18 protein-coding genes are annotated in these 19548 nt (G+C 68.6%); 6 read left to right on the top strand and 12 right to left on the bottom strand.

The annotated features are described in order from the left end of the window. Positions 1-354 precede the first annotated feature (354 nt). Complete coding sequence (locus JW805_13205) at positions 355-1143, bottom strand: SDR family oxidoreductase (GenBank protein MBN2972975.1); 789 nt, start codon at positions 1141-1143, stop codon at positions 355-357. A 52-nt stretch (positions 1144-1195) separates the two neighbouring features. Here JW805_13205 and JW805_13210 point away from each other — a divergent pair, with 52 nt between their 5' ends. From JW805_13210 to JW805_13225, 4 genes are read left to right on the top strand one after another with little or no spacing between them, the layout of a single operon-like run. Next, positions 1196-1951, top strand: coding sequence for an ATP-binding cassette domain-containing protein (locus JW805_13210; GenBank protein ID MBN2972976.1), 756 nt, complete (start codon positions 1196-1198; stop codon positions 1949-1951). Then, entirely contained in the window at positions 1948-3456 is a 1509-nt protein-coding gene (locus tag JW805_13215; protein MBN2972977.1) for an ABC transporter permease subunit, read from the top strand. Before JW805_13210 ends, JW805_13215 begins: the two co-directional genes overlap by 4 nt. A gap of 53 nt (positions 3457-3509) precedes the next feature. Then, the gene (locus JW805_13220) at positions 3510-4616 is read left to right on the top strand and encodes a fumarylacetoacetate hydrolase family protein (GenBank protein MBN2972978.1); all 1107 of its coding nucleotides are present in this window, start codon (positions 3510-3512) and stop codon (positions 4614-4616) included. Further along, a complete protein-coding gene (locus tag JW805_13225; GenBank protein ID MBN2972979.1) occupies positions 4613-5338 on the top strand; it encodes an SDR family oxidoreductase in 726 nt (241 codons plus the stop codon). Before JW805_13220 ends, JW805_13225 begins: the two co-directional genes overlap by 4 nt. Before the next feature lie 20 nt (positions 5339-5358). Here the strand turns inward: JW805_13225 and JW805_13230 are convergent, their stop codons facing one another. From JW805_13230 to JW805_13255, 6 genes are all read right to left on the bottom strand, one after another. Beyond that, positions 5359-5925, bottom strand: a complete 567-nt coding sequence (locus tag JW805_13230) for a hypothetical protein (GenBank protein MBN2972980.1) — start codon at positions 5923-5925, stop codon at positions 5359-5361. After that, positions 5922-6821, bottom strand: a complete 900-nt coding sequence (locus JW805_13235; GenBank protein MBN2972981.1) for a transglutaminase family protein — start codon at positions 6819-6821, stop codon at positions 5922-5924. Before JW805_13235 ends, JW805_13230 begins: the two co-directional genes overlap by 4 nt. Beyond that, positions 6818-9307, bottom strand: a complete 2490-nt coding sequence (locus JW805_13240) for a circularly permuted type 2 ATP-grasp protein (protein MBN2972982.1) — start codon at positions 9305-9307, stop codon at positions 6818-6820. The genes JW805_13235 and JW805_13240 overlap by 4 nt, the downstream gene beginning before the upstream one ends. Positions 9308-9525: 218 nt before the next feature. Next, positions 9526-10911: a UdgX family uracil-DNA binding protein gene (locus JW805_13245; protein ID MBN2972983.1), complete on the bottom strand. Its 1386-nt coding sequence runs from the start codon at positions 10909-10911 to the stop codon at positions 9526-9528. Positions 10912-11081: 170 nt separating this feature from the next. Next, positions 11082-11567, bottom strand: coding sequence for a hemerythrin domain-containing protein (locus tag JW805_13250; protein MBN2972984.1), 486 nt, complete (start codon positions 11565-11567; stop codon positions 11082-11084). A 63-nt stretch (positions 11568-11630) separates the two neighbouring features. After that, a complete protein-coding gene (locus JW805_13255) occupies positions 11631-12875 on the bottom strand; it encodes a putative DNA modification/repair radical SAM protein (protein ID MBN2972985.1) in 1245 nt (414 codons plus the stop codon). A 38-nt stretch (positions 12876-12913) separates the two neighbouring features. On the opposite strand from JW805_13255, the gene fghA reads away from it, so the two are divergent. Then, on the top strand, positions 12914-13756 hold the full coding sequence (fghA, locus tag JW805_13260; protein ID MBN2972986.1) for an S-formylglutathione hydrolase: 843 nt from the start codon (positions 12914-12916) through the stop codon (positions 13754-13756). Between the two features lie 247 nt (positions 13757-14003). Here fghA and JW805_13265 read toward each other — a convergent pair whose 3' ends face one another. After that, on the bottom strand, positions 14004-14870 hold the full coding sequence (locus JW805_13265; protein MBN2972987.1) for an ROK family protein: 867 nt from the start codon (positions 14868-14870) through the stop codon (positions 14004-14006). After that, the gene (locus tag JW805_13270) at positions 14867-16156 is read right to left on the bottom strand and encodes a phosphatidylserine/phosphatidylglycerophosphate/cardiolipin synthase family protein (GenBank protein MBN2972988.1); all 1290 of its coding nucleotides are present in this window, start codon (positions 16154-16156) and stop codon (positions 14867-14869) included. The genes JW805_13265 and JW805_13270 overlap by 4 nt, the downstream gene beginning before the upstream one ends. 143 nt (positions 16157-16299) lie before the next feature. Between JW805_13270 and JW805_13275 the strand changes: the two genes are divergently transcribed. After that, complete coding sequence (locus JW805_13275; GenBank protein ID MBN2972989.1) at positions 16300-16644, top strand: DNA-directed RNA polymerase subunit omega; 345 nt, start codon at positions 16300-16302, stop codon at positions 16642-16644. Between the two features lie 207 nt (positions 16645-16851). Here the strand turns inward: JW805_13275 and JW805_13280 are convergent, their stop codons facing one another. The 3 genes from JW805_13280 to JW805_13290 are packed head-to-tail and all read right to left on the bottom strand — an operon-like array spanning position 16852 to position 19489. Further along, positions 16852-17148 (bottom strand): hypothetical protein, encoded by a 297-nt coding sequence (locus tag JW805_13280; GenBank protein ID MBN2972990.1) that lies wholly within the window; start codon positions 17146-17148, stop codon positions 16852-16854. 11 nt (positions 17149-17159) lie between these two features. Then, a complete protein-coding gene (locus tag JW805_13285) occupies positions 17160-18215 on the bottom strand; it encodes an RNB domain-containing ribonuclease (protein ID MBN2972991.1) in 1056 nt (351 codons plus the stop codon). Beyond that, complete coding sequence (locus tag JW805_13290; protein MBN2972992.1) at positions 18212-19489, bottom strand: RNB domain-containing ribonuclease; 1278 nt, start codon at positions 19487-19489, stop codon at positions 18212-18214. The genes JW805_13285 and JW805_13290 overlap by 4 nt, the downstream gene beginning before the upstream one ends. Between the last annotated feature and the right edge of the window lie 59 nt (positions 19490-19548).

Genomic DNA, 19548 nt, shown 5'->3' on the forward strand with positions numbered 1-19548 from the left:
CGCAGTCAAGCAAACGAATTCCCAACATTGCAACCCACCGTGCCCCGGCGGAGGCCGGGGCCCAGGCGCAGACCGGCACTGGTTCGTGCCATCGCTCTGTCAGTGCAACTGGGCCCCGGCCTCCGCCGGGGCACCGGGTAATGGAAGCGGCCTTGATAGAGCAGCGACGCAGGACGACAGTGCCGCCACCCGCCCCGTGCTCCCGCGCAGGCGGGAGCCCAAGGTTGCCGAGCGGCGCCCTTCGTGGCTCTGGGCTCCCGCCGGCGGGGAGCATGGGCAAGATGGCTTTTCTTGCGCCACGCCGTCAGACGGGGCCGCTCCGCGCCCCCGCTGCCCGCCGTGGCGAGTCCGGGATCAGCTATCGCTGATCCCCGGCCGCCCGCGCCGCATCATCTTCCGCAACCGTCCCGGCATCCACCGCGCCGCAAACCGCAGCCGATGCGCGGTCTTTCCCACATAGACGAACAGCGCGTCGCCATGGACGGCCGCCCAGGCCGCCTTGGCCACATCCTCGACCGGGGACAGTTCCAGTCCCGCCCCCGTAACCGTCTCGCGGATCGATCGGTTCGAGCCTGAGGTCGGATGCGCCAGCAGCGGCGTATCGATGAACGCCGGCACCAGCCCCCGCACACGAATGCCGTCGGCGGCCCATTCACCGTCCAGCGCTTCGGTCAGCGCGCGCACGCCGAATTTGGTCGCGGAATAGGTGGCCAGACCCGCCGAACCGTAGATCGCCGAGGCCGACGCGGTGTTGAGCAGGCACGATCCCGGCGTGCGCTTCAGATACGCATGGCCGATCCGCGCGCCGTTGAGGACGCCGGTCAGGTTGATCGCGACCGTCCGGTCGATCTCGTCGAACGGCGCCTCCGCCAGAGGGCCGCCCAGCGGAATGCCGGCATTGTTCGCCAACACGTCGAGCCGCCCGGCCTTGGCCGTGAAATCGTCGAGCGCGGCCACCCAGGCATCGCGGTCGCGGACGTCCATGACATAGGTGTCCGCACCCGCCGGCAGCATCGCGGCCGTTGCCGCCAGCCCGGACACATCGACGTCGGCCAGGCCGATCCGCCAGCCCTCGGCGGCGAACCGCTTGGCGATCGCCTGGCCGATGCCCGACGCCCCGCCGGTGATGAAGATCGCCTGCACGCCCGCACCTCTCCCTTTGCCTTCACGCCCAGCATCGCGCACTCTGCCCCCGATGCCCAGCGTAATTGCCTTCGACGGTGTGACCGTCGCCTATCCCGGCGGGACGGTCGCGGTCGATGCCGTCACGCTCGACATCGCGGCGGGCAGCTTCGTCGCGCTGGTCGGGCGATCGGGGTCGGGCAAGTCGACGCTGCTCAAGACCGTCAACCGGCTGGTGACACCGACCGCCGGCCGGGTGCTGATCGACGGCCAGCTGGTCGACGCCGAGCCTGCGCACGGGCTGCGGCGGCGAATCGGCTATGTCTTCCAGGGCGTCGGACTGTTCCCGCATCTGACCGTTGCCGAGAATATCGCGATCCCGCTGCGCCTCGCCGGCCGGACCGATGCTGCGCGCGTCGACGCCTTGCTCGATCTGGTCGAGCTGCCGCGCGAGATCGGCCGCCGCCGCCCCGACGCGCTGTCGGGCGGGCAACGCCAGCGCGTCGGGGTCGCGCGCGCGCTGGCGGCCGAGGCGACGCTGCTGCTGATGGACGAACCCTTCGGCGCGCTCGATCCGATGACCCGCGATACGCTGGGCCGCGCGGTGCGGGGGCTGCACGACCGGTTGGGACTGACGACGCTGATAGTGACGCACGACATGGCCGAGGCGCTGTTGCTCAGCGACCGCGTGCTGGTGATGGCGAGCGGCCGGATCGTGGCGGATGAAACCCCGGCCGCGCTGATCGCGGGCGAAGGCGGTGCCGAGGCGCAGGAACTGGTCGATGTTCCCCGCCGCCAGATCCGCGCGCTGGAGGGGTTGAGCGCATGACCGCCGCCTTCGCCCGCGTGCCCGACCTGCTGGCGAGCCACCTGCTGCTGTCGTTCGCCGCGCTGCTGCTCGGCCTCGCGCTCGCGCTGCCGACGATCCTCCTCGCCGCCCGCAGCGCGGCGGTGGCGCGCGTGGCGCTGGGGTTTGCGAGCCTGGTCCAGACGATCCCCGCACTGGCGCTGCTCGCGCTGTTCTTTCCGCTGCTGCTCTGGCTCGGTCTGCCACCGCTTGGCTTCCTGCCCTCGCTGCTCGCGCTGTCGCTCTATGCATTGCTGCCGATCCTGCGGAACGGCGTGACCGGGCTGGCGGGCATCGACCCTGCGGTGATCGAGGCGGCCGACGGGGTCGGCATGACCGCGCGGCAGAAATTGCTGTGGGTGGAGGCGCCTTTGGTGCTGCCGGTGCTGATGGCGGGCATCCGGACGGCGGCGGTGTGGACGATCGGCGCGGCGACGCTCGCGACGACGGTCGGCCAGCCGAGTCTCGGCGACCTGATCTTTTCAGGGCTTCAGACGCAGAGCTGGCCCCTGGTGCTGGCCGGCTGCATCGCGTCGGCCGGGCTGGCGCTGGCGGTCGATGCGCTGCTGGGGCTGGCCGAGCGCGGCGTCGCGACGCGCCGGCGATGGCTGTGGATGAGCGCGCTCGCGCTGCTGGTCGTGGGCGCAGGCGTCGCCGCCCTGCCCCGCCTGGCGCCGGCGCGGCCGACCGTGGTGGTCGGTGCCAAGAACTTCTCGGAACAATTCATCCTCGCCCGGCTGATCGGCGCGCGGTTGCAGGCGGCGGGGTATGACGTCGCGTATCGCGAAGGGTTGGGCTCGGCGGTCGCCTATGGCGCGCTGAAGACGGGGGCGATCGATGTGTACGTCGATTACGCCGGCACGATCTGGGCGAGCGAGATGAAGCGCGACACCGCCCCGCCCGCGACCGAAATGCTGCCCGAGATCGCACGCTGGGCGCAGGCAACCGGCGGTGTGCGGATGCTCGGAACGCTGGGGTTCGAGAATGCCTATGCCTTTGCGATGCGTGGCGATGCGGCACGGGCGGCGGGAATCACGACGCTGGACGACCTTGCCCGCGCGTCGCCGCGGTTGCGACTGGCGAGCGACCTGGAATTCCTCGACCGGCCGGAATGGGCGGCGGTGCGGCGCGCCTATCCGATGCGCTTCGCCAGCGCCCGCGCCTATGCCCCGAGCTTCATGTACCAGGCGCTGGCGACCGGGCAGGCCGACGTCATTTCCGCTTTCTCCTCGGACGGCCGGATTGCTGCCGACGCACTGACGGTGCTCCGCGACACCCGCGGGGCCATCCCGCGCTATGATGCGATCCTGCTGCTCGCGCCGAAGCGGGCCGGGGACGCGAGATTCGCCAATGCCCTGCGCCCGCTGCTGAACGCCATCCCCGTCGCCGCGATGCGCGAGGCGAATTATCTGGTCGACCGCGATACGGACAAGCAGTCGCCCGACGGAGCGGCGCGGTGGCTCGCGGCGCGCATCGCGCGACCTTGACGCCCGCCTTCTGTCACCGCACACGTTAGCGCTACCACGACGCGGAGAGGACGATGCCGATCGACGCCACCCTGCTGCCCGACGACTGGCGCGACGCGTTGCTGATCGGGCGGGTCGATCGGGGCGACGGACCGACCCCGGTCGCCGTCCGCGGCGGCATCGCTTACGACATGAGCCGCGCCGCGCCGACCGTGGCACAGCTGATCGCGGGCGGCCGGTATGACGGCGGCGACGCGATCGGCGCGCTCGATACGATCGACGGTACGTTGCTCAGCCCGATCGACCTGCAGTGCATCAAGGCAGCGGGGGTCACCTTCGCCAATTCGGCACTCGAGCGCGTGATCGAGGAAGCCGCGCGGGGCGATGCGACGGCAGCCGGGGAAGTGCGCGCGCGGCTGGAGGATCGGATCGGTGGATCGCTGCGATCGGTCGTACCGGGATCGAACGAGGCGGCGGCGCTCAAGGCTGCGCTGATCGACGACGGGCTGTGGTCGCAATATCTGGAGGTCGCGATCGGTCCGGATGCGGAGATCTTCACGAAGGGCCCGCCGCTGTCGTCGGTCGGTGCCGGCGCGGCGATCGGCGTGCGCGATGATTCGGCCTGGAACAATCCGGAGCCCGAGGTCGTGCTGATCGTTGCGCCGGGCGGCGAGATCGTCGGCGCGACGCTGGGCAACGACGTCAATCTGCGCGATTTCGAGGGACGGTCGGCGCTGCTGCTCGGCAAGGCGAAGGACAATCGCGCGGCGACGGCGGTCGGGCCGTTCATCCGCCTGTTCGATGCCGGCTACACGCTCGACGACGTGCGCGCGGCACAGATCACGCTGCGGATCGACGGGCCGGAGGGCTATACGCTGAACGGCATCAATTCGATGGACCAGATCAGTCGCGATCCCGCCGAGCTCGCGCGGCAGGCACTGAGCCAGCATGATTACCCGGACGGCTTCGCGCTGTTCTGCGGAACCCTGTTCGCACCGACCGAGGACCGCGATGCGCCGGGTCGCGGCTTCACGCACAGGCCGGGCGATGTGGTGACGATCGCCAACCCGCGGCTCGGGACGTTGATCAACCATGTGGTGCACTGTCCCGACGCGCCGCGGTGGGACGTGGGGATCGGGGCGTTGATGACGAACCTGGCGAAGCGGGGGCTGCTGGCATGACCGGGGCGACCTATCCGAGCCTGAACGGGCGCCGCGTGATCGTGACCGGCGGCGCATCGGGGATCGGCGAGGGCTTCGTCGAGGCGTTTGCAGGGCAAGGGGCCCAGGTCGATTTCCTCGACGTCGCGGATGGCAGCGCGGTCGCGGCGCGCACGGGGGCGACCTATCACCGCTGCGACCTGACCGACACCGCCGCCCTTCAGGCCGCCTTCGCCGCGATCGGGCCGGTCGACGTGCTGGTCAACAATGCCGCGAACGACGACCGGCACACGGTCGAGACGGTGACGCCTGCCTATTGGGAAGAGCGGCTCGCGGTGAACCTGCGGCACAAATTCTTTGCGGCGCAGGCGGTCGTGCCGGGGATGAAGGCGGCCGGGCGGGGCGTGATCCTGAACCTGGGGTCGATCAGCTGGCACCTCGGGCTGCCGGACCTGGTGCTCTACCAGACCGCCAAGGCGGCGATCGAGGGCATGACGCGGGCATTGGCCCGCGATCTCGGGCGGCACGGCATCCGGGTGAATACGATCGTGCCGGGCAACGTACAGACCCCGCGACAGGAGAAATGGTACACGCCCGAAGGGGAAGCGGAGATCGTGGCGGCGCAGTGCCTGGATGGGCGTATCCAGCCGGCGGATGTGGCGGCGCTGGCGCTGTTCCTGGCATCGGACGATGCGCGGATGATGACGGGCCACGATTATTTTGTGGATGCGGGGTGGCGCTGATCGGCCCGCGTCGCGCGTTGCTAGAAAACCAGATACGCCCCGACATAGCGCGCCACCAGCGCCGCCATCACGATCCGGGACCAGCGGTCGGAGCGCGTCCCCATTGCCGCGATCATCAGCACCGCAAGCAACAGCGTCATTCCCAACGACCAGGGTCTGAAAAGCTGCGGCGAGATTGCCGGCACCATCGCATACCATGCCATCTGACAGCCAAGCAGCACGAGCAGGATGCCGATCACCACACGGCGGATACGGTGGAAATGGGCATCGAGATCGGTGTCCGCCTGGATATCCCGCGGGAACACCAGATGGGCCGCCAGATAATAGGCGCTGGCAAAGGCGGTCACGGCGAGCAGCGCGTGCCCCGATACCAGTATCGTCTCGCGGACCAGCCACGCCGCGCGCCAGAAGGAGAGCAAATCCAGCAGGACGAACGCACCGAGCAGGGGCGTGAGCCAGCCGACGCGCATGGTCGACCCGGTTCGCAGCCGCACCTCGATCGTGCGCGCAAGGCCGCCCAGCACTTCGGCGAGCGACAGGCCGAGCAGCAATCCGTACAGCGCGAAGACGAATTCGAAATCGCTCACGGATGCGTGTCCGCGCCCGCCAGCGGCTCCACATCGACCGATACGTGCATCTTCTGCGCGCCGGAGCCCAGCACCACCCCGTCGATCGGCGCGATGTCGGCATAGTCGCGGCCGATCGCCATGACGACGTGATCCTCGGCCATCCAGATGCCGTTGGTCGGATCGACGCCGACCCATCCGTGATCCGGCCCGCACCACAGCAGCACCCAGGCATGCGTGGCATCGGCGCCGACCAGCCGCTCCTGCCCCGGCGGCGGCAGGGTGCGCAGATAGCCCGAGCAATAGGCTGCGGGCAGCCCGGCGGCGCGCAGGCCCGTGATCATGATCTGCGCAAAGTCCTGGCACACCCCGCCCCGCGCATTGAACGCCTCGCGCGGGGGCGTGTCGACCAGAGTCGCGGCAGGGTCGAAGGCGAATTCGGACTGGATGCGCCGGGCGAGCGCTATGCCCGCCTCCAGCGCACCGCGGTCGGGGTCGAGGTCGGCCAGGCACCAGTCGCGGATGACGGGGTCGAGCGGGATGCGCGGGCTGGGGAAGAGGTAGGCGGCCGGACTCGCCGCGCCCATGTCGCGGCTGGCGCGGGCAAGCGCGGCGACCTGTCCCAGCGTCGGGTCGGACGACGACGGCACCGGGATCGGCCGGTCGACGATCACGCGTGCGCTGCTGGTGATGGTCAGCGACCGCGCGGGGCTTTCGACCACCAGCCGCGTGACATTGGCAAGGCCCGCCTCGGCGCGCGCGGGATGCGTCCGGCCGCCGGGCTCGATCGTCAGGTCGTAATCGACCAGTTCCTGTCCCGACCACAGGATCGGCTTCAGCCGCAGGTTGCAGCGCGCGAAGCCGACCGGCGCGGCATAGTCGAACCGCGTGACGTGGCGGATGGCATAGCGCATCATGCGAGCGTCAATCCCGCGGCACGCAGCGGCTCGGCACCCTGCAGGAAATAGCGGCGCGCGATCGCGCTCGACAGCGCGAACAGACGGTTGCCGATGTCGGTCATCGCATCGTCATCGATATCGACGGCGCGCAGTGTGGAGACGCGCGCGACAAGTTCGGTCGCCAGCGCCTGCTGCGGCTCGGCGAGGCCGTCATCGTCGAGCACCGGCAGGCGGCGCAGATGATCGGCAATCGCGTCGACCTGATAGGCGATGCCGCGCGGATTGCCGGGATCGAGCGCAACGAGATCGAGCACCGGCACGCGGGCGATGCCGGTCAGATAGCGCTGGCGATAGCTGATCTGGCTGTTGGCAAGGTCGAGCAGGGTCGACAGGTCGTCGGCACTCGCCCGGGCGCCGCCCAGCGCGCGCACCGCCGAGGCGACGGTCGCCGCGCGCTCGATCCGGCGGCCGAGGTCGTGAAACCGCCAGCCGTCGCTGCGTCCCATATGCTCGGCCGACAGTCCGGCCAGCGCGGCATAGCGTCGCTGGAGCGAGCCGGCGCGGTCGAGCAGATGGCCACGGGTCGGATGCGGCGCGTCGAGCAGGCGGATCATGTCCGCCGACAGCCGGTCGCGCGAGCCTTCGCCGATGATGCGCGCCTGGCGGTTGACCATGCGGACGCTGTACCCCTCTTCCGCCTCCAGCGCGGTGCGGGCGAAGCGGACGAGGTCGGGGCGGGCAATATCCTCGGGTGGCGGCGCGGCGCCGGCCGCGGTGATCAGGCCGACCAGGCGCCACACCGTTTCGGGCGACAGCGCCGCGCCGGTGTCGGCGCCGATCGAATGGCCGAGCAGCACGCGGATCGCGCCGAGCAGTGCCTCGCCACGCTCCAGATAGCGCCCCAGCCAGAACAGGTTGTCGGCGACCCGGCTGGGCAGCGTGCCGGGATTGCGGCGCAGGTGCACGGTGTCGGCGGGTGGCAGCAGCGAGACGTTGGCGACCGGTTCGGGACCGTGGATGCAGACGTCGGCGGACCAATTCCCCTCGCCCATGATCGCCGCGCGCTCGTCGGGATGCTCACCGATACGGGCGAAGCCGCCGGGCAGCACGGTCCACCGCCCCGCGGCGTCGCGCGCCGCGAAGACACGCAAGGTAAAGGGGCGCGGGGCAAGGGCACCGTCGGCGACGACCGGCATGGTCGACAGGCGGACGACCTCCTGCCCCACATAGTCCTGTGGGCGCCGCTCGAGATCGGCCAGCAGCAGTGCACGCGCATCGGCGTCGAGATCGCTGCCCAACGTCGGGCGACCCCCAGGCAGGCCCAAGGGCACGGTGTCGAACGCCGGCGCGATGACCATGCGGTCGAGATTGTCGCGCACCTCCGCGGCTTGGGCGGCGCCCCCGCACCACCAGGTCGCGACATTGGGCAGGATCAGGCTGGCACCGGTCAACCGCGTCGCCAGTTGCGGCAGGAACGCGTTCATCGCGGCGCTTTCGACGACGCCCGATCCCGGTGCCGACGACAGCACGACATTGCCGGTCGCCATCGCGTCGATGAGCCCCGCGACGCCGATCTGCGACGTCGAATCGAACGCCAGCGGATCGAGCAAGCGCGGGTCGACGCGGCGCCACAGGGCGTCGATCCGCTTGAGGCCGGCAATGGTGCGGACGTAGAGCTGATCTTCGCGCACTGCCAGGTCGGCGCCCTCGACCAACAGGAAGCCGAGATAGCGGGCGAGGTGCGCCTGTTCGGCATAGCTCGGGCTGAAGCGGCCCGGGGTCAGCAGGCCGATACGTGGCTCGGCGCGGCGGCAGACCGCGGCGAGCCCTTCGCGGAAGGCGGCGAAGAAGGGCGCGTGCCGCTCGACGTTCAGGCGCGACTGCAATCCGCCCAGCGTCCGCGCCACCGCCAGCCGGTTCTCCAGCGCATAGCCCGCCCCGACAGGCGCGCGGACATGATCGGCCAGCACCCGCCAATCGCCCGCCGGGCCACGACACAGATCGACCGCATAGAAATGCAGGTGCCGCCCACCCGGCGGGGTCAGGCCCACCATCGGACGCAGGAAGTGCGGGCTGCCGGTAACGATGGCGGCAGGCAGGTGGCCCTGCGCTATCAGGCGTCCTGTGCCGTAGATGTCGGCCACGATCGTCTCGAGCAGGTCGGCGCGCTGGGCGACGCCGTGGGCGATCCGGCTCCACGCGTCGCGACCGATCAGCAGCGGAACCGGCGACAACGGCCAGGGGCGTTCGGCGACCTCGCCGGCGACGCGGAAGCCCGTACCGATGTCGCTGGCGTGGCGCTGCACCCGTTCGCGCGTCTCGTCCAGCGCGCCGCCGCCGATGCCGGCCAGCTCCTCCAGCGCGATCAGCCACGCCGCCTGGTCGGCCCCGCGCGCGGTGCACAGCACGTCGCCCTTCGGCCGGTCGCCGCAATAGTCGGTGAGCCACTGCGCCGCGACCGCGCCGGCGTCGTACCTGCTCGCCATGACCGGATCGCTCGCCACTTCAATCCCTTCGCATCCCGCGCGCGGTGTCCGACCACAATCCGCCGGTCGGTGCAATGAAGAAGAGGAGACGGCGATTTTTTGGGCGCCGAACAGCCATCGTCTCGTGTTGTCGTCATCCCCGCGAAGGCAGGGATTGATAGTCGCTGATGGTGATGAGACTCACGACGTTCGGCGGCTATGTCTTCCCGCCTTCGCGGGAATGACGAAGGTGGTGGTTAGGATGATCCCACATGCGCCGCCGCAGCCTTCAGATCCTCGACGAAGCGGGCATATTCGTCCTCCGCCTGCGCCTTGTCGGGCAGGCGCAGCAGATAGCTGGGATGGACCGTCACCCAGCCCGTCCCGCCGCTCGGCAGCGCGATCGGTGCCCCACGGGTCTTGGCGATGGTCACGACCTTGCCCATCAGCGACCGCGCCGCGGTGGCGCCCAGCGCAACCGTCATCTCCGGCTTCACCAGCGCCAGTTCCTGGTCGATCCACCAGCGGCACGCATCGATCTCGCCCGCGTCGGGCTTGGCGTGGATGCGGCGCTTGCCGCGCGGTTCGAACTTGAAATGCTTGACCGCATTGGTGACGTACACGCCCGCACGGTCGATGCCGGCATCCCCCATCGCGCGGTCGAACACCTGCCCCGCCGGGCCGACGAAGGGGTGGCCGGCCAGATCCTCCTGGTCGCCCGGCTGTTCGCCGACGAACATCATCCGCGCATCGACCGGGCCTTCGCCGAACACGGTCTGGGTCGCGGGCCTGTAGAGGTGGCAGCGGGTGCAGCCCATCGCTTCCTCGCGCAGCGCCGCCCAGGCGGCCTGGATGTTCCCGCCGACCGCGGTCCGTGCCTTGTCGATCATCGCCACCTCTCGCGCCTGCGCGCCGGCGACCAGCTGGCCGACCAGCGCCGTCTCCGGCATGTTCTTCCAATATTTGCGCGGCATCTCCTTCAGCATCGCGCCGACCTTCAACCGCGCCGGATTGAAGATCGAGGCGTAATAGGTCTTCCACACCTCCTCGATCGGGTCGCCGTCGGGCGCGTCCGCCTTGGTCGCGGGCGGACCTTCGCTGAGCGTTTCGCCGTCCCAATGGACCGACAGTTCGGGCGTCAGGATCGACCAGCGCATGCCGGTGAAGCGGTTGACGAAGAAGCGCGCGTTTTCGCGGACGATGTGATGTTCGGGTTCGAACCACGCGACGTAGTGGGTGGCGCCGTCATCCTCCACTTCCCGAAAGCGGACGAAGGCGCGCATCTTGTGAATGTCGCGACGGACCGCCTTGGCCATTTCGTCGAGCTTGCGGATCAGCGGGTCAGCGCGGTCGTCGACCAGCCTGGGCTGGGCGAGCACGCGGGTGAGCGCGGTGTAGAGCAGTGCCCAACGCTCGGGGTCGGCGTGGAGCGCGACCGTGCGGGCGAGGTCGACGAAGGGGCGCGGCACCTTGAAGGCCGGTGCGTGCGATTCGAGCACGGCTTCGTCGCCGAACAGGTCGGCAGGGGTTTCGCCGACCTGCCAGACGACATCCGACGGCGCCACGCGCGCGGCGGCAAGGTTGCGCGCGGCGTCGCGCCAGCCGTCGAAGTCGTCTTCCGAGGCTAGGGTGGCAAGGCGCATTTTCTAAGCTCCTCCCCCAGCTTGCTGGGGGAGGGGGACCGCTCGGCGGAGCCGAGTGGTGGAGGGGCGGCGCGGCACGCGCCGGACGACCCAAGCCCCTCCACCACCGCCTTCGGCGGCGGTCCCCCTCCCCGAGACAAGCTCGGGGAGGAATTTCAGACCGACCACCCTCACTCCCGTTCGTCGGCTCCGGCCGGCTGTTCCTTCGCCAGCTCCAGTTCCTTCGGCTTGCGCTCCTCGTACGTCTCGGCGAGCTGCTCCTCGGTCGCGTCGTCGAGTTCCTTCGACGCCGCCGGGAACATCTCTTCCTCTTCCTCCTCGATATGGTGGAGGTAGCGGTGGCGCATGTGGTGGAACTTCGCCTCCCATTCGTCGCCACCGAAGTCGAGGTCGATCATCTCGCCGATCAGGTCGTAGACTTCCTTGTGCTCGCTGACCGAATGGCGCGCATCGTCGCGGAGGTCCGGGTTGGCGAGCATCGTCGCGTAGAGCGACTCTTCTTCGGCCGCGGCATGGGCGGCGATTTCGATGCGGAAGTTCTTGAACAGCTTCTTGCGCTTGGCGGTGTCGCCGCGCAGCTCGCCGAGTTCCTTCAGCATCGCACGGTGCTTGTCATGATCGGCCTTCAGGTCGAGATAGATCTGGGCGTCTGCCATCAACATTCTCCTTCGCTGGCGCCAACAGGCGAAGGGCGCAGCTGTTTCACCCGCGAATCATTCTCAGGCGAACAGCTCCATCTGCTCCCGCTTCGGCGCGACGATCGGCCGCAGGTCAGCACGACCGTCGATCAGCGTCGGGCGCCAATCCTCGGTCACGATGAACGGGCGGATCTTGGCGACCGACACGGTCAGCCGCGCAACGTCGTCCAACCGCAGCCGCCGCCAGCGTCGCGCCGACAGGATCGATCCCACCGCCTTGGTGCCGAGGCCGGGGACGCGCAGCAGCATCTCCTTGGGCGCGCGATTGATATCGACCGGGAACCGCTCGCGGAATTTCAGCGCCCAGGCGAGCTTCGGATCGATGTCGAGCGGCAGCATGCCCGTCGCCGGATCGACCGCGGCCTGCACTTCGCCCGGCGTGTAGTCGTAAAAGCGCATCAGCCAGTCGGACTGGTACAGCCGGTGTTCGCGCATCAGCGGCGGGCGCTTGAGCGGCAGGACGCTCGACGCCTCGGGGATCGGGCTGAACGCCGAATAATAGACGCGACGCAGGGAAAATCGGTCGTAGAGGCTCGCCGCCTTGCCGACGATATCGCGATCGGTCGCGGCATCGGCGCCGACGATCATCTGGGTCGACTGGCCGGCGGGGGCGAATTTGGGCGCGGACTTGTATTTCTTGCGCGCATCCTTGGTGTCGATGATCGCGCTCTTGGTATCGGCCATCGCGCCTTCGATCCGGTCGATGTCCTTTTCAGGCGCCAGCCGCTGGAGCCCGCCGACAGTCGGCAGCTCGACGTTGATCGATACGCGGTCGGCGTAGAGCCCCGCCATATGAACCAGCTCCGGATCCGCGTCGGGAATTGTCTTCAAATGGATATAGCCGCGAAAGTCGTGGTCCTCGCGCAAGGACCGCGCGACCTCGACGATCTGCTCCATCGTATAGTTGGACGATTTGATGATGCCCGACGAGAGGAACAGCCCCTCGATATAATTGCGACGGTAGAAGCTGAGCGTGAGATTGACGACCTCCTGCGCGGTGAAGCGCGCGCGGCGGACGTTCGAGCTCTTGCGGTTGATGCAATAATGGCAGTCGAACACGCAGCTGTTGGTCAGCAGGATCTTGAGCAAACTGATGCAGCGGCCGTCGGGGGCATAGGCGTGACAAATGCCGCTGCCTTCGGTCGAGCCGATCCCCTTGCCACCCACCGAGTTGCGCTTAGATGTGCCCGACGACGCGCAGGACGCATCGTACTTCGCCGCATCGGCGAGGATTTCGAGCTTTTCCCGGACATCGAGCTGGGCCATCGCGTTCGATATACGTTCTCATTGCCGGAGTGTCCAGAATGGCGGTCGAAAAGATCAGCGAAACCAAGGCGTTCGGGGGCATCCAGGGGGTGTATCGCCATGCGTCCGAGGCGACCGGCACCGACATGACCTTCGCGGTGTACGTGCCGCCGCATGAGAGCGGCACCAAGCTGCCCGTGCTGTGGTATCTCTCGGGCCTGACCTGCACCCACGCCAATGTCATGGACAAAGGCGAATATCGTCGGGCGTGTGCCGAGCAGGGCGTGATCCTGATCGCGCCGGACACCAGCCCGCGCGGTGACGGCGTACCGGACGATTCAGGCTGGGATTTCGGCCAGGGCGCAGGCTTCTACGTCGATGCGACGGAAGAACCGTGGCGCGCGAATTTCCGGATGAAGTCCTATGTCGAGGACGAATTGCCTGCGTTGATCGCCGCGGAATTCAGCCAAGCCGACCTGGCGCGCCAGTCGATCTTCGGTCATTCGATGGGCGGCCACGGCGCACTGACGATCGCGCTGCGCAACCAAGGGCGTTTCAAGAGTGTCTCCGCCTTCGCGCCCATCGCCTCGCCGCTGAACTGCCCATGGGGCGAGAAGGCGCTCGGCGGGTATCTCGGCCCCGACAAGGCGGCGTGGCGCGCCTATGACACATGCGCGCTGATCGACGACGGGGCGCGGGTGGACGAGCTGCTGGTCGACCAGGGGGATGCAGACTCATTCCTGGCAGAGCAGTTAAAGCCCGATCTGTTACAGGCGGCGTGCGAGCGCGCGGGCATTCCGCTGACGCTCCGGATGCAACCAGGCTATGACCATAGTTACCTGTTCATCTCGACCTTTATGGCTGACCATATCGCTTGGCATGCGGAGCGGCTGAAGAAGTGAGAAGATTTGAGTCAGAGAAGGCGCGAAGGCGCTGAGAGGTTTCGTTTGGCGCGATAGCAGCCCGTTCTTGGCCCCTCCCCTTCAGGGGAGGGGTTGGGGTGGGGCGGTTCCGCAGGCAAAGCGCTCGCGGATAGGCCCCACCCCCGGCCCCTCCCCTGAAGGGGAGGGGTGACGAAAATCGCCGGCGCGAGACGGGCGCCGCACCCTTCTTCACGCCTTTGCGCCTTCTCTGAATCACATCTTCTTCTTACGCCGCCAGCCCCACAGCGATCGCGCCCAGCGGCCCCGCCATGTCGCCCAGCCCCGGGGGCCCCAGCCGCGTGTCGAGTTCGGACGCATAGCGGCCGAACATGCCGTAGCCGGCCAAACTCTCGGCCAGCTTCACGCGGATCATCGGGAACAGCTCCGGCCGCGCGGTCGGGATGCCGCCGCCGAGCGCAATGCGTTCGGGCGCCAGCGTGATGACGAGGTTGTGGAGCAGCATCGCGATATCATGTGCGGCCTGATCCCAGACCGGATGGTCGTGGGGGATGTCGGCGCCCTCGATCCCCGTGCGCAGCGCGAGTGCCGGGCCGCTCACCAGCCCCTCGACGCAATCGCCGTGGAAGTGGCACCAGCCGGCGAAGTCGTCGCCGGTCGCACGCTTGATGCGCATATGCCCGGCCTCGCCATGCGCGACCCCGCCCGCAGGCCTGCCGCCGGCCACCGCGCCGATCCCGACGCCGGTGCCGATCGTGATATAGATATGGTCGGACAAGCCCTGCGCCGCGCCCCACTGCCCCTCGGCCAGTGCCGCACCGACAACGTCGGTCTCGATCCGGGTCGGCTTGCCGTAGCGGGCAGCGAAGCGCGCATGCAGCGCCGTCCCGCTCCAGCCGGCCTTGGTCGTGCCCGCGATAGAGCCATAGGCGGCGGTGTTCGGCGTCAGGTCGATCGGCCCGAACGAGGCGATGCCGATCGCGTCAAAGGCCCAGCCATCGAGGGCCGCCTCGAGCGCGCCAATCGTCTCCTCGGGTGTCGTCGTCGGCACGCCCACGCGCGCGACGATCCGGTTCGGCCCCTCGCCCAGCAGGGCTACGCATTTCGTCCCACCCAGCTCCAGTCCTGCGATCACTCGATTCGCCCTTCGTTGCCGAAATTCAGCCCGCGCGACACGCTGGGATCGAGCACCGCCATCACGAAATAGGCCGCGAACTGCTTGACCCGCATCCAGGGCGTCGTGCGGGCGCGATAGAGCGCCTCGCTGATCTGTGTCGAGTTGGCGATTTCGCCATCGACATAGGCGCGGACGTGGGCGGCGAAGGCGGGGTCGTGGACGCGCAGCATCAGCTCCAGGTTCAGGAACAGGCTGCGCATGTCGAAATTGGCGGAGCCGATGTGGACGGTATCGTCGATGACGTACAGCTTCGTATGGAGCTTGGTCGGCTGATATTCGAAGATCTGGACGCCCTTGCGCAACAGCCCGGCGTAGGTGAAGTGCGACGCCCAGAGCGCGGCGCCGTGATCGGTCTTCGACGGCAGGACAAGCCGGACATGGCCGCGCAACCCCACCTTGTCCAGGCGCCGGAGCATCGCCGGGCTCGGCGCGAAATAGCCCGCGATGATGTCGGTGCGCGCAGCACGGCGCATGTCGCTGCGCACGACCTTCGCCCAGGGGGAGAGCCGCCGCGTCGGCCCGCCGAGCAGCCAGCGCGCAGTGCCGCGCGGCTCGCTCCAGCGACGCAGCAGCTTGCGTAAGCTCCGCATCTTCGCCTTGGGCGTGTGCATCCATTTGGCGAGTGCATCATAATAGCCCGCCAGCCGCGCCACTGCCGGCCCGTCGACCAGCAACCCCAGGTCGCGCCACGCCTGTTCGGCCGGCGTCCCGAAATAGCTGTCCTGCACGTTGAAGCCGCCGACGATGGCCTGGGCTTCGTCCGCGATCGCCAGCTTCTGATGATTGCGCAGCAGGTATCGGCGTCCCCAGCGCGGAATGAACTGGCACACGTCGGCGCCCTCGGCCGCCAGCGGCCCGAAGAAGTCGCGCGCCGCGGCCGGCTCGCTGCCCATGCCGTCGATCGTCAGCGACACCGCAACCCCGCGCCGCCGCGCGTCGATCAGCGCATCGCGAATGGCTTGGCCGGCGTGATCGGCGACATAGATGTAGAACAGCAGCCGGAGCGAGCGCTGCGCGCCCCGGATCAGCGCCAGCAGCGCCTCGAGCCGCCGGGGCCCGGTGTCGAGCAATGTCAGCGCATTGCCGTCGACGACGAAGGTCGGCTGCTCGGGCGGTTCGGCCATGGGATGGACCGTGACGTCGCCGTGGCGGGCAAGCAAGTCGGCATGAACGGCGATCGCCGGCATCGGCATGTCCGCCGCCGGGTCGGCCGTCGCCTGCGCCCTGTCCTCGCCTGGTGTCACGCCCCAACAAGAAACGATCGTGCGAAAGGTTGCGTGGGTGGTCGTGCCGCACCGCGCAGTCTCGATTTCCTTGACTCGCCTGCCCTGCCCGCCTATCTGGCGCGCTTCTCCCGGACCCCGGTATTAGCCTCAAGGAACCGCCGATGGCGCGCGTTACCGTCGAAGATTGCGTCGACAAGATCCCGAACCGTTTCGACCTGGTCCTGCTGGCCGCGCAGCGCGCACGCCAGATCTCGGGCGGGGCCGAACTGACGCTCGACCGCGATCGCGACAAGAATCCGGTCGTCGCACTGCGCGAAATCGCCGAGCAGACCATCCGCCCGGCGCATCTCGAAGAAGCGGTCGTCTCGGGCCTGCAGAAGGTCCAGATCGACGACGAGGAAGCACCGGACGAAATCGGCTCGATCGCCGCATCGGCCGAAGCGCTCCGCCTGACCGCCGCCGCCCCGCCGCGCAACACGAACGTCGGTGGCGACTACGACGGCTGATCCGTCGGCTGGACGTCGAATTTCGAAAGGGCCGCTGGCGATGAGCCGGCGGCCCTTTTTTGTTTTGTGCTTGCTGTGTTTTGCGCCCGGTCCAACAACCGTCATCCCCGCGAAGGCGGGGATCAATAGTCGCTGAGCGACGTGAGACTCACGACGGTCAGCCAGAATTTATCCCCGCCTTCGCGGGGATGACGGTTGAGAAAAAGCTCAGGCAAACATCAACGCCAGTGCGGCGCCGATGGCGATCGACCCGCCGATCAGCGCGCCGGCCCGGCGACGGCGGCGGCGGGAATAGGCGTCCCAGACGGGGACGTCGACGTACCAGCCGGTGGTGCCCAGCTTCAGCACACCAGCACGTTGCAACTGTTCGAACATCCGGCGGCGCACCCGACGGTCGGGGTGATAGGGGACCGCCTTGTCGGGCGAAACCGCATCGCGGGACAGGAAGTGCGACATGACGTCGCGCCGCGCCTTTGCCACCACCGCTGCCGCCGTCGTCGCCATCGTGTCGCCCCCTACCGCCGCTTGCCCTGGTGCCGGATGTTGGCAGGTCGTCCGCGCCGCTTCAAGACGCGCGGCGGTTTGCCGCGACGGTCCTCGCGCTGGCTGCTCGCCGAGCCCTTGCCATCCGGCAGTTCGAAGCGCAGCGCGCCGTTGGCGGGGTTGGCCTCCGCCAGCCGCAGCTCCAGCCGCTGGCCGATCGCGAATTCGGTCCCCGAATGCTCGCCGACCAGCCGCTGCCCGGCCTCGTCATAACGGAAATATTCGGTGCCGAGATCACGCGCCGGGACGAGGCCGTCGCCGCCGATCCCCTCGACGGTCGCGAAGAAGCCGAAGCTCTGCACGCCGGTGATGCGCACCGGCATGATCTCGCCGACATGCTCGCTGAGATAGGCCGCGACATAACGGTCGATCGTCTCGCGCTCGGCCTCCATCGCGCGGCGTTCGAGCTGGCTGATACCTTCGCCGATCCGCTCGAAATTGGCCGACTCTTCGGGTGTCAGACCACCCTCGCCCAGCGCGTAGCCGGTGACCAGCGCGCGATGGACCATCACGTCCGAATAACGCCGGATCGGCGAGGTGAAGTGCGCATAGCTACCGAGTGCCAGACCGAAGTGCCCGGCGTTCTGCGGGCCGTAATAGGCCTGGGTCTGGGTCCGCAGCACCTGCTCCATCGCCTGCGGGCGGAAATCGCTGTCGCCGATCTTTTCGAGCAGGCGGTTGAAGGTCGCCGGGCGGATGACCTGGCCGAGCGCGAAGTCTACGCCCAAGGTCTTCAGATACTCCTTCAGCGCGACCAGCTTCTCGCGCGCGGGCGGTTCGTGGACGCGGTACATGACGGGAAGCTTCTTCGCCTCCAGCGCCTTTGCCGCGGCGACGTTGGCGGCGATCATATAATCCTCGATCAGCTTGTGCGCATCCAACCGTTCGCGCGGGGCGACCGAGAGGATGCGACCCTGTTCGTCGATCACCACGCGACGTTCGGGCAGGTCGAGATCGAGCGGTTCGCGCTCGGCGCGCGCGGCGTTGAGGGCGTGCCAGCAGGCCCAGAGGGGTTGGAGGATGCTCAAAAGATCCTCCCCAGCATGGGGAGGGGGACCAGCCGCAGGCTGGTGGAGGGGGGCTCCCGCGGTCGAGTCAGCTTGCGGCGCCCCCCCTCCACCACCGGCTTCGCCGGCGGTCCCCCCCCCATGCTGGGGAGGATACCGTCGATGATGGCTTGCGCATCCTCATAGGCGATGTTCGCGCGCAGCCGCACGACCGCGCGGCTGAACCGCCAGCCCTCGATCTTCCCCTTCGCCGAAATCTTCAGGTGGCACGCCATCGCCGCGCGGTCGACGCCCTGTTTGAGCGAGCAGACGTCCGCCGACAGCACTTCGGGCAGCATCGGCACGACGCGGTCGGGGAAATAGACCGAATTGCCCCGTTTCCGCGCTTCCTTGTCGAGCAGCGAACCCGGCCGCACGTAGAAGCTGACGTCTGCGATCGCGACGATCGCATCCCAACCGCCGTCGTCGCGCGGGCTGGCCCAGACCGCATCGTCGTGATCGCGCGCGTCGACCGGATCGATCGCGACGATCGGCAGATGGCGCAGGTCTTCACGATCGTCGCCCAAGGGGAGCGCCGCCACGCGCTTCGCTTCGTCGAGCAATTCGTCCGAGAAGACATGCGGAATGCCGTGTTTTGCAATCGCGATCATCGAGAAGCTGCGCGGCGCGAACGCCTCGCCCAGCCGCTCCACGACGCGCGCCGATATGCGCGGGGGGCGGCCGGCGCGTTCGGCGACGACCAGCTCGCCCGCCTCCGCTCCGCCGGCCTCGGATACCAGCCAGTCGCGGCGGTCCTTCTTGTCGAGGCCCATCAGGAACAGCTTGCCGCCCTCTTCGCGCAACACGCCCATGATCGTCTCGGCGGTGCTGGCGGGTAGCAGCTTCATCGGATGCGCGATCCAGCCGCTCCCCGCTTCCTCGGTCCGCGCCAGGATGCGTGCGCCGATGCCGAGTGCGCCGCGCTTGCGTTCGCGGACCCTGAGCCGCGGTTCGGGCACGCCTTCGGCTTCCCAGCGCTCCGGCTGCGCCCAGACGTTGCCGCCGTCATCGACGTCGACCACGCGCAGCACGGTCACCTTGGGCAGGCCGCCCATCTTGTGAAAGGCGCGACCGGGGGCGGAGTCGATCAGTCCTTCGTCGGCCATGTCCTTGAGCAACGCCTTCAAGGCGATCTTGTCCTGTCCATGCAGACCGAAGGCGCGCGCGATCTCGCGCTTGCCCGCCGGCGCATCGCTGTCGGCGATGAAATCGAGGATCTGCTGGCGGCTGGGGAGGCCGGGAATACGTTTCACCATGAGCGGGAGATAGGGACTCTGGCGCCCCGCGTCACTTCCCCCTACGAACGTGCGGGCAC

The organism is Roseomonas aeriglobus (assembly GCA_016937575.1).
Classification (GTDB): Bacteria; Pseudomonadota; Alphaproteobacteria; order Sphingomonadales; family Sphingomonadaceae; genus Sphingomonas; species Sphingomonas aerigloba.

Coding starts and splice junctions, on each gene's coding strand:
- JW805_13210 (MBN2972976.1), top strand. CDS start 1,196: ATGCCCAGCGTAATTGCCTTCGACGGTGTGACCGTCGCCTATCCCGGC.
- JW805_13215 (MBN2972977.1), top strand. CDS start 1,948: ATGACCGCCGCCTTCGCCCGCGTGCCCGACCTGCTGGCGAGCCACCTG.
- JW805_13220 (MBN2972978.1), top strand. CDS start 3,510: ATGCCGATCGACGCCACCCTGCTGCCCGACGACTGGCGCGACGCGTTG.
- JW805_13225 (MBN2972979.1), top strand. CDS start 4,613: ATGACCGGGGCGACCTATCCGAGCCTGAACGGGCGCCGCGTGATCGTG.
- JW805_13235 (MBN2972981.1), bottom strand. CDS start 6,821: ATGATGCGCTATGCCATCCGCCACGTCACGCGGTTCGACTATGCCGCG.
- JW805_13245 (MBN2972983.1), bottom strand. CDS start 10,911: ATGCGCCTTGCCACCCTAGCCTCGGAAGACGACTTCGACGGCTGGCGC.
- JW805_13250 (MBN2972984.1), bottom strand. CDS start 11,567: ATGGCAGACGCCCAGATCTATCTCGACCTGAAGGCCGATCATGACAAG.
- JW805_13255 (MBN2972985.1), bottom strand. CDS start 12,875: ATGGCCCAGCTCGATGTCCGGGAAAAGCTCGAAATCCTCGCCGATGCG.
- fghA (MBN2972986.1), top strand. CDS start 12,914: ATGGCGGTCGAAAAGATCAGCGAAACCAAGGCGTTCGGGGGCATCCAG.
- JW805_13275 (MBN2972989.1), top strand. CDS start 16,300: ATGGCGCGCGTTACCGTCGAAGATTGCGTCGACAAGATCCCGAACCGT.
- JW805_13280 (MBN2972990.1), bottom strand. CDS start 17,148: ATGGCGACGACGGCGGCAGCGGTGGTGGCAAAGGCGCGGCGCGACGTC.
- JW805_13290 (MBN2972992.1), bottom strand. CDS start 19,489: ATGGTGAAACGTATTCCCGGCCTCCCCAGCCGCCAGCAGATCCTCGAT.